At 38.2% G+C, this 13942-nt stretch carries 15 protein-coding genes and 1 riboswitch; all 15 genes read right to left on the bottom strand.

The annotated features are described in order from the left end of the window. Nucleotides 1-337: 337 nt before the first annotated feature. The 15 genes from UFO1_RS06335 to hydE all read right to left on the bottom strand — a co-directional run bounded on the left by UFO1_RS06335 (nucleotide 338) and on the right by hydE (nucleotide 13417). Entirely contained in the window at nucleotides 338-1300 is a 963-nt protein-coding gene (locus UFO1_RS06335) for a sugar ABC transporter substrate-binding protein (RefSeq protein WP_236639341.1), read from the bottom strand. Between the two features lie 170 nt (nucleotides 1301-1470). Next, nucleotides 1471-2475 (bottom strand): ABC transporter permease, encoded by a 1005-nt coding sequence (locus UFO1_RS06330; protein WP_051788848.1) that lies wholly within the window; start codon nucleotides 2473-2475, stop codon nucleotides 1471-1473. Then, nucleotides 2465-3976 (bottom strand): sugar ABC transporter ATP-binding protein, encoded by a 1512-nt coding sequence (locus UFO1_RS06325; RefSeq protein WP_038669246.1) that lies wholly within the window; start codon nucleotides 3974-3976, stop codon nucleotides 2465-2467. The genes UFO1_RS06330 and UFO1_RS06325 overlap by 11 nt, the downstream gene beginning before the upstream one ends. Before the next feature lie 20 nt (nucleotides 3977-3996). Further along, nucleotides 3997-4392 (bottom strand): D-ribose pyranase, encoded by a 396-nt coding sequence (gene rbsD, locus UFO1_RS06320; protein WP_038669243.1) that lies wholly within the window; start codon nucleotides 4390-4392, stop codon nucleotides 3997-3999. After that, nucleotides 4392-5318, bottom strand: coding sequence for a ribokinase (gene rbsK / locus UFO1_RS06315; protein WP_038669241.1), 927 nt, complete (start codon nucleotides 5316-5318; stop codon nucleotides 4392-4394). The genes rbsD and rbsK overlap by 1 nt, the downstream gene beginning before the upstream one ends. After that, nucleotides 5315-6352 carry a LacI family DNA-binding transcriptional regulator gene (locus UFO1_RS06310; RefSeq protein ID WP_038669238.1) on the bottom strand — a complete coding sequence of 346 codons (1038 nt, stop codon included), beginning with the start codon at nucleotides 6350-6352 and terminating at the stop codon, nucleotides 5315-5317. The genes rbsK and UFO1_RS06310 overlap by 4 nt, the downstream gene beginning before the upstream one ends. A 258-nt stretch (nucleotides 6353-6610) precedes the next feature. Further along, the gene (locus UFO1_RS06305; protein ID WP_038669235.1) at nucleotides 6611-6838 is read right to left on the bottom strand and encodes a DUF3006 domain-containing protein; all 228 of its coding nucleotides are present in this window, start codon (nucleotides 6836-6838) and stop codon (nucleotides 6611-6613) included. A gap of 1 nt (nucleotide 6839) precedes the next feature. After that, nucleotides 6840-7733, bottom strand: a complete 894-nt coding sequence (locus UFO1_RS06300) for a ComEC/Rec2 family competence protein (RefSeq protein WP_038669231.1) — start codon at nucleotides 7731-7733, stop codon at nucleotides 6840-6842. A gap of 102 nt (nucleotides 7734-7835) precedes the next feature. Beyond that, nucleotides 7836-8186: a type II toxin-antitoxin system PemK/MazF family toxin gene (locus tag UFO1_RS06295; protein ID WP_038669229.1), complete on the bottom strand. Its 351-nt coding sequence runs from the start codon at nucleotides 8184-8186 to the stop codon at nucleotides 7836-7838. Between the two features lie 2 nt (nucleotides 8187-8188). After that, nucleotides 8189-8491 carry a CopG family ribbon-helix-helix protein gene (locus UFO1_RS06290; RefSeq protein WP_071841989.1) on the bottom strand — a complete coding sequence of 101 codons (303 nt, stop codon included), beginning with the start codon at nucleotides 8489-8491 and terminating at the stop codon, nucleotides 8189-8191. Nucleotides 8492-8640: 149 nt separating this feature from the next. Next, nucleotides 8641-10194 (bottom strand): bifunctional ADP-dependent NAD(P)H-hydrate dehydratase/NAD(P)H-hydrate epimerase, encoded by a 1554-nt coding sequence (locus tag UFO1_RS06285; protein ID WP_038669223.1) that lies wholly within the window; start codon nucleotides 10192-10194, stop codon nucleotides 8641-8643. 2 nt (nucleotides 10195-10196) lie between these two features. Beyond that, entirely contained in the window at nucleotides 10197-10574 is a 378-nt protein-coding gene (gene acpS, locus UFO1_RS06280) for a holo-ACP synthase (RefSeq protein ID WP_038669220.1), read from the bottom strand. A 135-nt stretch (nucleotides 10575-10709) separates the two neighbouring features. Continuing rightward, complete coding sequence (gene motB, locus UFO1_RS06275; RefSeq protein WP_038669217.1) at nucleotides 10710-11468, bottom strand: flagellar motor protein MotB; 759 nt, start codon at nucleotides 11466-11468, stop codon at nucleotides 10710-10712. Beyond that, entirely contained in the window at nucleotides 11468-12253 is a 786-nt protein-coding gene (motA, locus tag UFO1_RS06270; protein ID WP_038669214.1) for a flagellar motor stator protein MotA, read from the bottom strand. Before motA ends, motB begins: the two co-directional genes overlap by 1 nt. Nucleotides 12254-12379: 126 nt before the next feature. Beyond that, a complete protein-coding gene (gene hydE, locus UFO1_RS06265; RefSeq protein ID WP_038669212.1) occupies nucleotides 12380-13417 on the bottom strand; it encodes a [FeFe] hydrogenase H-cluster radical SAM maturase HydE in 1038 nt (345 codons plus the stop codon). Between the two features lie 367 nt (nucleotides 13418-13784). Then, nucleotides 13785-13884, top strand: a riboswitch (purine riboswitch). Nucleotides 13885-13942 lie beyond the last annotated feature (58 nt).

Raw genomic sequence — 13942 nt, 5'->3', positions numbered from 1 at the left:
AAATACTTGTTACTTATAATGAGTCGAGTAGGAGCTATGTAATTATTTAATTTAGTTCCTGTAGATGCCTTATTTACCCGACTAATAAACGCCTATGCTGGACATACCAAAAGGCCACAGCAGTCAGACTGCCGTGGCCCTTTTTTACGATGATCTAGTCTAAGATTGATCTTTTTTATAAGTGTAAACCTTTATTGTTGGACTATCTTCCTAGGTAATGTAACTAGGATTGAAATATATGTTTCACTTGATAAAGTCTTCTTATAATTGTTATAGGCCATTTATAGAGTCCTTTACAAACATTACAAGATAGGTGAGTAACATTAGATACCTAGGTTTATTTCGTTAGATTCTCTAACTTCACCATGTATTCCATAGGAACTTCTTTCTTATTAATCAAATCAACTGCGTACTTTACACCATAATAACCTTGATCATCTGGCTTTTGGTCAACAGTAGAAACCATTTTTCCTTCTTTAATATAAACTTTAGCTTGGTCCAAAGCATCATATGCGGTAACTACTATTTTCCCAGTTTTACCAGCGGCATCAATCGCTTGAATAGCACCAAAGGCCATCATGTCATTCGCACAAAATACACCATTTAAGTCTGGATTGGCTTGTAAAATGTTTGTCATTACATTGAGTCCTTCTTCGGTTTTCCAATTTGCAGATTGAGAGGCTACAATTTGAATATCTTTGTATTCACCAAACGCTTTTTTAGCGCCATTTTTTCTACCCTCTGCATTATCAACACCTTGAATACCTTCAATAATAGCAACCTTACCTTTACCTTTTAGTTGCTCGGCCAAATATTTACCAGCTAAGTAACCACCATCCGTATTACTAGCCCCAACATAAGGAATGGGTTTTAAACCAGCTGCTTTAGCAGCATCCCCATCGATACGGTTATCAATATTTATAATTGGAATGCCAGCATCTTGTGCCTTCTTCAATACAGGCACAATTTCTTTCGATCCACCTGGGGCAATACAAATTGCATCAACCTTGGTTGCAATCATATTTTCTACAATAGCAATTTGTTGCTCAATTGAAGTTTCTTCCTGCCCTACTTGCACATCCAATTTAACACCTAACTCTTTTCCAGCCTTTTGAGCACCTTTTTCCATACTCATAAAGAATGGATTACTTAGGGTTTTCATAACAAAACCAATTTTCAATTCCTTTTTGTCTGCTTTAGCAGCTGGTTTATCACTACTAGTTCCACCGCATCCTGTTAATAAAGAAGCCATTACTCCTATGCCGACCACAACCGCTAATGTTTTTTTGTACATGGACATTTTCAACTCTCCCTTCAATTTTCAAAAGATATTGATTGTGTACCCACCTGTAATTCCTTAAAAGCGGCAAAGGACTCATTTGCCACTTAGAGGCATGGTTTTATGTCACAATTATCAAACAGCACTGCTATTTGTTTCATTGACTACCATCGATAATTTTTTAATACACATCATAGTTTAGGACTAATACTGTTGTTACCTTCTGTAACCTCGTTGCTTCTGCTAAGCCCTTTAGCGGCTTTACTATCTTTTCGTGATCTTCTGTACTGATCAAAAAACACAGCACCGACGATAACACTGCCAATGACAATTTGTTGTAAAAAGGGCGAGACATTTAAAAGGTTTAACCCATTACGCAACATCCCAATAAGAATTGCCCCCATCAACGTACCTGTAATCGTTCCCTCGCCACCATTTAAGCTAGTGCCACCAATAATAACTGCTGCAATAGCATCTAATTCATATCCAATCCCAGCAATCGGCTGGGCAGCATTCAAACGACCAGTCAATATGACAGCACCAATACCACAAGTTATGCCAGAGATGATATATGCCCAAGTTTCCACTGCCTTTACATTAATTCCTGATAAGCGAGCCGCTTCCTTATTACCACCAATCGCATAAATATATCTTCCAAACTTAGTATAATTCAAAATAAAAACCGCTAAAATTACCACAATTAGGGCATAAATGACTGGAATTGGAATTTTTTCAATACTGCCAGCACTGAAAAAGCGAAACTCACTGGGAAACATATGAATGGTCTGCCCATTTGTAATAAACAGAGCTGCACCTCTCGCCACGCTCATCATACCAAGGGTAGCAATAAAGGCTGGAATCTTAAGTCTAGCAATTAATACACCATTAATAAGCCCCAAGAGACCACCAACCAAAATCCCTGTAAGAATAGGTATACCTATCCCTATATCTAAATGCAGTGTTAATCCGATAATTACACTGGAAAAAGCAGTTAATGGGCCTACCGACAAATCAATTCCCGAAGTCATTATTACAAAGGTCATACCTACAGCAATAATCGTAGAAATAGACACTTGTAATAAAATATTAAGTAGATTGTTAATTTCTAAAAAATGCGGACTACTAATCGACAAAAATATAAATAAAATAATAATGGCAATTCCGATGCCAAATCGATCTGTAATTTTATGAAACATGACTAATCCCCCCTAACATCAACGGCATAATATCTTCTTGAGCCACTGTACCATCATTATTACATTCACCAACAACTCGTCCTTGATTCATCACAATAATGCGATTACTAACCCTAAGAATTTCAGGTAAATCAGAAGATACCATAATAATGCTCTTGCCAGCTTCGGCTAACCCATTCATTAATTTATAAATTTCCGCTCGCGCTCCTACATCAATACCCCGAGTAGGCTCATCAAAAATTAATACTTCGCAATCCGTCAAAAGCCATTTACCTATGATTACCTTCTGTTGATTTCCGCCACTTAAAAACTTAGCTAGCTTATCTGCAGAACTAGTAGCTACATTTAAAGACTTGATGGTATTATTAGCTTCCAAACTTTCTTTTTTGCGGCTAACGAGAAAACCTTTGCAAACACTTGCCAAATTGGCCATCGTAATATTTTGATCAATCCCCATGATAAGAACTAGACCGTCTCTTTTGCGATCTTCACTTAAATAACCAATGCCATGTTTAATGGCCTGCATAGGAGAATTAATTTTCACTTCCTGTCCATGTAGTACTATTTTGCCTGCTTCCATTTTTTCTGCACCAAAGATAAGCCTCATTAACTCACTTCTACCAGCGCCAACCAGGCCTGCAAAACCTAAAATTTCGCCTTTCCTAAGGCTGAAACTCGCATCTTGTACACTATTACCCCAACTAATATTCTTTACTTCCAGCATGACCTCACCAATGTGGTCACTAACTGGTTTATCCATCTTCTCTAATGTTCGTCCCACCATCATGTTAATAAGTTTGTCAATTGTCACATCTTTCATATTGACGGTCCCTATATCTCGACCATCTCTCATAACGGTTATTCTGTCTACAATTTCATTTAGCTCTTGTAGTCGATGAGAAATATAAACAATTGCCACTCCTTGACTTTTCAACTTGCGGATAATCCGAAATAACTCATGAGTATCTTTATCACTAATTGATGAAGTTGGCTCATCCATAATAATAATTTGCCTTTTCTTAACTAAAGATCGAGCAATTTCTACCATTTGCTGCTGAGCTGTGCTGATTTCCTTAATCAGTTTCTTAGGATCAATATCTATATTCATTTCTTGGAAAATTGCTTGCGTCCGTTTCTCCATCTCTTTTTTATTTACCATCCAGAAGGAGTTTTTGACAATTTCCTCTCCCAAAAATATGTTTTCTGCCACACTCATCGCTGGAATTAAACTCATTTCCTGATAAATAGTACTGATCCCAAGATCACGAGACATTTGCGCATCTCGAATGTCTACCTCGTTTTCATGTAAAAAAATTGTTCCGTTGTCTTTTTGGTGAGCGCCACTCAAAATCTTAATTAATGTTGATTTACCTGCACCATTTTCTCCTAATAAGCAATGAACTTCGCCTTTACGGAGCTCAAAATTAATACTATCTAGTGCCTGCACTCCTGGAAAAGCCTTACTAACATTGCTCATGCGTAAAATAACTTCCTGCTCCATACTGTTATCACCCCCGCACTTTAAAAATTAACACCAGACCTTAGAATAATATTCGCATAAGGTGTACACTCACCAGTGCGAATCACTGCTACTGCCCTCTTATTCATTTCCTTAAATTCTTCATGGGTACATTTCTCTAAAAGCACGCTGCCCATCATTCGTTTCACAGACTCAAGCATTTTGGGACTTATGGTTTCCATCTCTGTGGCAATCACGGCCTTTTCAACCTCTAACTCTTGCAAAATTACCCGAAGAGTTTCTAAAAACCCTGGCACTCCATGAGTTAAAGCCAAATCAATACGGCGTACTCCAGAAGGTATTGGCAAACCACAGTCACCAATAACCAACATATCCCCATGTCCCATACCAGCAATTACTTCACTAATTCCTTGATTTAATATGCCAGTTTTTTTCATTACTTTTCCTCCTGCTTACTAATAAATTCATCCACTTCTTCTCGCCATGGTAATGCAGGCTGCGCCCCTGGCCGCGTAACCGATAATGCAGCAACAGCAGTAGCAAATTTTGCACTCTCTAATACTGTCTTTCCCTGGCTTAAGGCAGTAGCTAAGGCACCTACATAAGCGTCTCCAGCCGCAGTAGTATCTACAGCCTTTACCTTATAGGTTGGAATATAGCAAGTTTCTTTTGCAGTACAGTATAACGCTCCTTTATTACCCAATGTAACAATAACAGCTGCAACGCCCCTAGCTAATAATTCTTGTGCAGCTTGTTCCTCTGATCCAGCTTCACTTTCAGTAAGGACAGCTGCCTCCGTCTCATTTGGAATAATAATATCAATCATAGATAGTAATTCATTATCAATTTGACGAGCGGGTGCAGGATTTAAAATAGTAATCCATCCTTGCTCCTTAGCTCTTTTAATCGCATATCCTACCGTTTCTTCTGGTATTTCATTTTGTACTAAAAGAATTCCCGGTCCCTCTACCAAGTCTAATACTGTGTCTATATCACTAGGAAAACAAGCATTATTGGCCCCAGGCACAACCACTATAGAATTAGCACCATTATCATCCACTGTAATTAACGCTGTACCAGTAGAATTCTCTGTTATGCTTATGTAGGAAGTATCGACATTCCCCTCTGACAAACTGCAAAGCAGTTTGTCGCCAAAATCGTCCCGTCCGACTGCCCCTACCATCGTTACCTTAGCTCCTAATTTAGATGCAGCCACTGCTTGATTCCCGCCCTTGCCACCTGGAAAGGTTGTAAACGTTTTCCCAAAAATTGTTTCTCCCTTGAGCGGTAAGTTTGCTACCCTTATTACTAAGTCCATATTTAAACTGCCTACAACCAATATCGGTTTTGCTAAATCCTTCATTTTCTTTCCTCCACACTGCCTGAAGACTGACGAATAATAAGTTCAGGCTTAAATATCTTTTCATAATAAGTCTCTCTTACACCCGTAATATGCTCCACTAAAAGTTTTACTGCATATTGCCCCATATCATATACAGGTTGCCGAATCGTCGTTAACAAAGGTTTATACCATGCCGCCATACGTATATCATCAAAGCCAACCACCGCTACATCTTCTGGCACCCTGATACCATATTTAGCTAAGCATTCAATAACACCAATTGCCATCAGATCATTAGAAGCAAATACTGCATCAAACTTTTCTCGACTAAATAGTAAATCTTCCACTGCCTTATAACTACTTTCGTAAGTAAACGCGCCAATAAACGCTAGATTCTTATTATATGAAATGTTATAACGAACAAGGGCATCTTGATAACCACTCGCCCGATCGGCGCCAGAAGATAACTTTAAAGGCCCGCTAATAAATGCAATCCGTTTCTTACCTAACTCAATTAAATGTTCCGTAGCCAAAAAAGCACCTAAACGATTGTCAGAAGTAACTGTGCTGGCATGAATTCCACTTACCCGTCTATCCAGGAGAACAACAGGAATGCCTAAAGAATCTAAGAGAGAAATACTTTGTTTGTTATAAACACTGTCAGTAAAGACAATACCGTCCACTCGTTTACTATACAAAAAATGGATATAATTTCTTTCTTCTTCTAGCCTTCCATCAGTATTGCACAAAATAACGGCATAATTATGGATTTTAGCAGCATCCTGCACTCCCCTTACTAACGCTGGGAAAAATGGATTTTCAATATCCGGAATCATAAGACCAATACTGCGTGACTCTTTTATCTTTAATGCTCTGGCTACATCATTAGGTTGATATTGTAATTCTTTCATGGCTGCCGCTACACGTTCTGCTAGCAATGGCGATACCTTATCTTTACCACTTAACGTACGGGAAACAGTTGCAATAGAAACGTTAGCTAATTGCGCTACATCTTTAATTGTTGTATTTTTTAGAACCTGCTTATCATTCTGCATAAAAAACTCCTATTTGCATCTTGTAAACGTTTACATTACTTATTCTTCCAAAGGCAAAAAAAATCCTGCTGTCATTTTGATATTTTTCAGAATTTTTAATTTTATTTTAAATTTCTACATTCACTCATAGAACTATGAATATTTTTTACACCTATAAGAATAAACTTGATTTAAGACCTTTTTTTGATCAAAGCATAGTGAATGTCTACTTCTTTTTATTCAAATCAATTCTTTAATACAAAAGAAATCAGGAAAGCATTAGCTTTCCTGATTTCTCTTCACTATTTCTTTCAAGAGATTTTCTGCCTCTAGCCTTGCCGCACTAGTGGCTTGCTGATCAACCTGCAAGGTAATTTGTAATATGTCTCCTTCTGCCGCTTCACCAGGTAGACTACAACAAGGCCATGATACTTGCGTTTCATCCTCACCTACTAATAATACTGCCTTACTACCTTCAAAACGATCAATAACAGCTCGAACTTTCATATTACTGCTCCTTTGTTATTGTATAAGTTTTTCCGTCGCTATTTACTGTTACCGTCCCATCTGTATCTGTGCGATATACTTTCACCTTGGCCTCATTTAATTTTTTCATTGTAGAGGGATGAGGATGGTGATAATCGTTGTTAGCGCCTAGTGAGATAATAGCAGCCTCCGGAGCTACGATTTTTAAAAACTCAATTGACGAAGAGGTGTTGCTACCATGATGTCCAACTTTCAATATAGTACTTTTAAGCTCATTTCCATAGGTTTTCACCATACGGTTTTCAGATTCCTTTTCTGCATCCCCAGTTAATAACATGGAAAAGTTATTATAAACCAGTTTAGTAACTATAGAATTATTATTCAACTCAGATTCCGTTATAAATGGCTTTTCTGGCGCAAGAATTTTAAGTTTAATATCATCAGAAATAACAATCTCAGTACCGGCAGTAAGCACTGTAAAAGGTATCTCTTTCTTTTTTACTAGAGTTAAATACTGACGATACAGGGCAGTGGTCGTAGTTTGTCCACTATCGTAAATCTGATTAACTTTGAAATTATCCAGCACCCCTGGCATTCCGCCTAAATGATCGGCATGTGGGTGAGTAATGATTACCTTATCAATTGTGGTAATGCCCTCTTTTTTTATGTATTGTACTAATTTTTCTCTAGTACTAATATCTCCTGAATCAACCAATACAGTTTGCCCAGCTACGCGGATTAAAATAGCATCACCTTGTCCAATATCTAGTACCTTCACAGTAAGAGGTGAACTTGCTGAACTGGTTTGCTTTTGCCCCCCTTGCCCTGCTGGTTTTACACTTTGTTTACTACAACCTGCTACAACCATAATAACAAACATTAGCAACATGAATACTGCTAACCATCTACGTATCATAATAAAACTCCTCACAACATATCATTTTCTAACTAAAAAGACTTGGTTTTCACCAAGTCCTAGTTGTTTGTTAAAATAAAACAGTTCACTTTAGATCACAAATTATACCACAACCAAACCCAAACTCACCTTTATCGATTCATCAACCATACTCATAATATCATCATTTAAGTGAGAAACTTTTTCTTTTAATCGACGTTTATCAATAGTACGTAATTGCTCCAATAAAATAACGGAGTCTTTTTCCAAACTAGATTGTTTCGAATTGATTTCTACATGAGTCGGCAGTTTAGCTTTCGAAATTTGTGAAGTAATGGCTACCACGATAACGGTCGGACTATATTTATTACCAACATCATTTTGTATGACTAAAACGGGACGATGCCCTCCTTGTTCCGAACCCACTACCGGGCTTAAATTGGCATAATAAATATCCCCACGTTTTACGACCATTTTTATTCACGCTCCGCCAGCAGGGTAGGCATTTCAAATGTATCTGCATCAGCCAGCAATCCTTCCTCAGCTAATGTCAGATTAATTCCCGCCATCTCCTGATATCCCTTACGCATTCTATCATACACTTCTTTACGTTTACGTTCTTCAATACAAAGACGCATAGCGTCGCGCACAAATTGACTCCGACTTAATTTTTCTATAGCAATAATACCATCCACTTCTTGAAGCAAACTATTCGGGATACTAATCATAATACGCCTCAATTCTGCCACGCCTTCACCCCCGCCAGTTAACACATACATTCATATAGATTGATTATAATTTTTTTATATACAAATGTCAATTTTTTTATACACGATTTTATCATTTGGCGGATGATAACCGGCTGCAAATTATATTTGAAAATATACCTACCACCATTAAGTATGCATGAAAAAAGGTTATTTTATGCTTAGTCCTTTTCTTGAATTCCAAATATTGCTGCTGGCAATGCTTTAATAAGATCACTGGCCACCATACCGATCATTCCACCTCTAGCAACAATGTCTCCAGCTAATCCATGAAGATACACGCCAGCTAATGCGGCCTCGTGGCTCGATAAACCTTGACCAATAAGTCCTGTAATTACCCCAGTTAAAACATCACCAGCACCAGCTGTAGCCATACCAGCATTACCACTACTATTAATATATACCTCACCATCTGGAAATGCTACAACTGTTCGTGCACCTTTTAGAATAACGATACTTCCCCACTCTGTAGCTGCTTGCCTAGCAATGTAAATCCGATCTTGATTTACTTCTTCCGTTGTTAAGCCGACAAGCCGCGCCATTTCCCCTGGATGAGGTGTAAGCACAGGCATTGACTTCGCCTCTAATAAAATAGAAGTATGATCGATTAGTGCATATAGAGCATCTGCATCGAGTACTAAAGGTTTCTCTATACTTTTCACGACTTGACGCACAAGATCTAATGTTTCTGTCTGTCTTCCTAAACCAGGGCCGATAGCCACTACATCATTTTTCAAAGAAAGCGTTACAATTTCATCAAAAGCATCTTCCCCTACAAAACCATCCCCGACTTCCGGTAAAGGACTCGTCATAACTTCCGTTAATTTGATCTCCATAATTTCATGCAAACTTTCGGCAATACCTAAGGTCACCATGCCGGCACCACAGCGCATTGCAGCATCTGACGCAAGAGCAGCAGCGCCAGTCAAGCCTTTAGAACCAGCTACCACTAAGACTTTTCCACAACTCCCCTTATGAACATCTGGTTGCCTCTTGGAAAATATTTCCCGGGCATCATTGCTTGTAATAAGATTTTGCTGGATTTGAGAATCGCTTAATAACAGTCTGGGAATTCCGATATCAGCAACACATAACTCCCCAACATAAGAAGCAGCTGGATATAGCAAAAGCCCTTGTTTCGCCAAGGCAAAGGTTATTGTATGACTCGCTTTTACTGCTACACTTTGAATTTGACCAGTATCCGCGTCAACACCTGTTGGCACGTCAATTGCAATCGTCACCTTATTCATTTTATTAATACTTTCCACAACTTGTGTCATATTTTCTCGTAATTGTCCTGTAAAACCCGTACCTAATAATGCATCTACTAGACAATCAGTGAAAGTCATCGCTATTTTCACTTTATCCCAATCATGAGAGTTAGTTACCTCTAGTACATCAATTCCCATGTAAGTAATGATCTGCAAATTAGTCAATGCATCTCCCACAACACTCGCTTTACTTCCAATTAAAAAAACCTTAACCTTAGCACCTTGGTTATATAGATGCCGAGCGACAACATAGCCATCGCCTCCGTTATTACCAGTACCCGCAAAAACGGAAATCCTTTTATTATGTATACTACCTAGTACATTTTCTATTTGCTTTACTACTTCTACACCAGCATTCTCCATGAGAACAATACCGGGGATACCATATTCTTCAATTGCTGCCTGCTCAATGTCTCGCATTTGGGCAACTGTCACTACTTTCATCTTTATTTACCTCCCCATAAAATAGCTTGTGCAGCGGCATACTCCCGCGCGTGTGTCAATGATATATGAATTGAGCTGACCCCCAACTCTCTAGCCAAAGCGGCAAATTGGCCGCTTAAATTTACATGTGGACACCCTTTGTCATTGAGAAAAATTTCAATATCTTGAAGACTTCCACCTGCTAGACCCGTACCAAAGGCTTTCATTATCGCTTCCTTACCAGCAAATCGAGCTGCATAAGAAGATGCCTTTTGCAAACCTCGGCTTTCACAATACTGTCGTTCACTTAAAGTAAACACCCTCTCTACGAAGGATTGGCGTATAATAGCAGCTTTAATACGATCAATTTCAATAATATCAATACCAGTACCAATAATCACTAACGTCACTCCAAATTTTACTCTTTACTATGCATTGTATCAGTATTGACCGGGTTTTGCCAATACAAGCGGTTAATTTTTAATAGACAGACAAAAATGAAAGACTTAGCTATATGCTAAGTCTTTCATTATCACTTACATTTTAACGTTTCTCATAATGAGCACTTCTACGCGTCGATTTTTCGCACGTCCATCAATCGTATCATTGGGCACAAGTGAACGATATTCGCCATAGCCAATCGCGCTAAACTTTTCAGGCTGCAATTTACTTTCCTTACTTAGCAGGAACTTCATAAAATTAATCGATCGTTTTGCGCTCAATTCCCAGTTGGAAGGAAATTCCCGCGTGTTAATCGGTACGTTATCGGTATGACCTGAGATAACGATTTTTTGCGATAATGGAGCTAATAACTTGCCTATCTCTTCACCCAAACGTAAGGATTCGGGACGCAGATCAGCACTTCCTGAAGTAAACAATGCTGAGTCCTTAATACGAATCATCAGACCATCATCTGTTAGCAGAGTATTTAGATCACCAGATAAATTATTATCTTGAATATAACGGTCCATCTGTTTTTTAATTTCTAAAAGCTGAACGGTTTCTTTTAGATGTGATTGTTCTGTAGCACTATCCATCGTACTTTGATTAGGCTTAGAAGCATCAACTTCTGGCGTGATAGCCCGATTGTTATCAAAAACAGAGGGGCTGCCACTAAACGCTGCATTAAAAGAATAAGCCATCTGATCAAATTTCTTTTGGTCTACTTGGGCCGATGCAAATAGCACGATAAACAGTGCAAGCAGCAATGTCAATATATCAGCATAAGGAATGAGCCATGATTCATCCATGTGTTCCTCATGATGAGCATCATGATGTTTTTTCCGTCTGGACATTATGCTTCCTCCGTTTTGGCCTTCATCTGATTTCTCTCTGTTTGGGAAATAAACACAGTAAGTTTTGCTTCAATTGCTGTAGGTGAATCACCAGCTTGCAGGGATAATATCCCTTCAACCATCATCTTCCTTATTTCAACCTCTTTTTTGGACATCATTTTTAATTTATTTGAGAATGGATGCCAAATAACATATCCCGTAAAGATCCCTAATAAGGTAGCAACAAAGGCCGCTGCAATAGAATGTCCAAGGGCATCGATATCATTTAAATTTCCTAATGCAGCAATCAAACCAACTACCGCACCAAGTACCCCTAATGTTGGAGCATAAGAGCCAGCCTGGGAAAAAATTAACGCTCCTACACGATGGCGCTCTTCCATTCCCTGAATTTCAGCTTCCAATACGTCCCCTACAAAATCCGGATCAAGACCGTCAATAACCATACTCAAACCAGTTTTAAGAAAAACGTCTGGCACCTCGTCTACACGGCTTTCAAGTGCCAAAATACCTTCACGTCTCGCTGTTTGGGATAATTCCACAAACATTTTCAGCATATCAACCTTTGACATAAACTCCGGTTTCTTAAATAGCATTTTAATTAGCGTCGGAAATTTTTGAAGAATTTCCATAGGAAAGGCATTTAACAAACAAGCAGCTGTACCAGCGAGAATAATCAAAAAAGCCGCTGGATTGATTAACACCGCCAAATTTGCCCCTTTAAGTACCATCCCAACACCAACAGCCACGAAACCAACTACAACACCTAATACTGTCGATAATTCCAAAATTACAGCCCCCTAAAATTCTATTCACAGGTATAACCTATGAATAATATATATAATATCTAAATTAATCCAAAAACCATTATACATATTTCTTCATTTTTCTGCATATTCCTGCAAAGATGTAGTCTATTTTTTCCTTCGTCGATAACCATATTCGGTTGAAACCTGTCTACCAATCCCTTGAATTTTGCCTGTAATACAACCTCTACAATGTTTCGGTGTATCATTAATGCAAATTTTACCAGGGTATAGCATATACATTTCTCGATACTCACCTTCTGTAACGTTTGGCATAACTACATTGGCACCACTTTGCAATGCAATCATACGACCGTTTTTATTTAGAGTTTCCATAGCAGTAGTCGCTGGTATATTCGCATCGGGCAACAACAATCGAGTAATAGCCATCACTTTAATACTGAGGGTAAAATTGCCACCTGCCTCTTGCGCTAATGGTGTATCTTCATTAGGGATAAAGGGACCTAGTCCAATCATATCAGCATCCAAGGATTTAAAGAATAAAATATCCCCAGCCAATGATTCCATCGTTTGATTCGGAAGTCCTACCAAACATCCAGTTCCTACTTCATACCCAAGATTTTTCAAATCAACCAAACACCGCATTCTATTGGTAAGACTCATACCTGGATGTAAGCTTTCATAAACCTTTTCATCTGTAGTTTCGATCCTAAGCAAATACCGATCAGCACCGGCTTCTCTGTATTTTTGGTATTCCTCTTTACTTTTCTCACCAAGGCTTAGTGTAATAGCCAATCCCAATGCCTTTATACTGCGAATTATATGCTCCATCTCAGTTACAGTGTAGGATTGACTCTCACCCGATTGCAGCACAACCGTCTTATAATCATAATCTTTTGCTTTTTTAGCAAGTTCAATAATAGCGTTAGGCAGCAGCTTATATCGCTTAACCTTAACATTATCCCTTCTTAGTCCACAATAGCAGCAGTTCTGTTGACAGATATTTGAAAACTCGATTAAACCACGCAAGTGTACTTGATCTCCCACGAATTGACTGCGCACCCTATCAGCTGCCATAAATAATTCTTGGTCACACTCATTACAATTAAGTAATTCTACGATTTCTTCTTTGGTTAAACAATGAGTGCTTTGTGCTTTCTTGATTATATCCAGTACTTTTGACACACACCTATCCTCCTACTACCAATACTTACAGACTATTAGTGTATCATTTCTTCATTTGCACTAGTAATCCTTCATTCTATCTAAATAGTCGGGCTAGATTTTGACAAAGTGTGCTATTTTTCCTGCCACTTGCTGATATAGTCAAATCAATTACTTCTAATATAAAATATTATTTAAATAAATGCATCTACCTAAAGATATAGATTGATAGAAATACGCTCTCACTCCTATGATTTTAATAACTACCAACTTATACTATTTCCAGGAAATAATGAGGTATTTTTTTATAAGACATTCTTATAACGCAAAATAAGTAACTTTTTGTCTTACTCTTCATTGACAACGAGATTTGAGACTGCTAGAATAAATTCACATGTTACTACATTCTCGTATATTTTTGGGAATATGGCCCAAAAGTTTCTACAGGCAACCATGAATTGCCGTCTACGGGTGAAAATGCATCTAGGGTTCCACACTATCGAAACAATAATTCTTATTTTCAATAGTGGTTGTGGCCAGTGATGC

Origin of the sequence: Pelosinus sp. UFO1 (assembly GCF_000725345.1) — a bacterium.
Classification (GTDB): domain Bacteria; phylum Bacillota; class Negativicutes; order DSM-13327; family DSM-13327; genus Pelosinus.
This window is presented reverse-complemented; position numbering and strand designations above follow the sequence as displayed.

What these genes read in the sequence shown, in the direction of transcription:
- UFO1_RS06335 (WP_236639341.1), bottom strand. Translation starts at nt 1,300, where the DNA reads ATGTCCATGTACAAAAAAACATTAGCGGTTGTGGTCGGCATAGGAGTA.
- UFO1_RS06330 (WP_051788848.1), bottom strand. Translation starts at nt 2,475, where the DNA reads ATGTTTCATAAAATTACAGATCGATTTGGCATCGGAATTGCCATTATT.
- UFO1_RS06325 (WP_038669246.1), bottom strand. Translation starts at nt 3,976, where the DNA reads ATGGAGCAGGAAGTTATTTTACGCATGAGCAATGTTAGTAAGGCTTTT.
- rbsD (WP_038669243.1), bottom strand. Translation starts at nt 4,392, where the DNA reads ATGAAAAAAACTGGCATATTAAATCAAGGAATTAGTGAAGTAATTGCT.
- rbsK (WP_038669241.1), bottom strand. Translation starts at nt 5,318, where the DNA reads ATGAAGGATTTAGCAAAACCGATATTGGTTGTAGGCAGTTTAAATATG.
- UFO1_RS06310 (WP_038669238.1), bottom strand. Translation starts at nt 6,352, where the DNA reads ATGCAGAATGATAAGCAGGTTCTAAAAAATACAACAATTAAAGATGTA.
- UFO1_RS06305 (WP_038669235.1), bottom strand. Translation starts at nt 6,838, where the DNA reads ATGAAAGTTCGAGCTGTTATTGATCGTTTTGAAGGTAGTAAGGCAGTA.
- UFO1_RS06300 (WP_038669231.1), bottom strand. Translation starts at nt 7,733, where the DNA reads ATGATACGTAGATGGTTAGCAGTATTCATGTTGCTAATGTTTGTTATT.
- UFO1_RS06295 (WP_038669229.1), bottom strand. Translation starts at nt 8,186, where the DNA reads ATGGTCGTAAAACGTGGGGATATTTATTATGCCAATTTAAGCCCGGTA.
- UFO1_RS06290 (WP_071841989.1), bottom strand. Translation starts at nt 8,491, where the DNA reads ATGTATGTGTTAACTGGCGGGGGTGAAGGCGTGGCAGAATTGAGGCGT.
- UFO1_RS06285 (WP_038669223.1), bottom strand. Translation starts at nt 10,194, where the DNA reads ATGAAAGTAGTGACAGTTGCCCAAATGCGAGACATTGAGCAGGCAGCA.
- motB (WP_038669217.1), bottom strand. Translation starts at nt 11,468, where the DNA reads ATGTCCAGACGGAAAAAACATCATGATGCTCATCATGAGGAACACATG.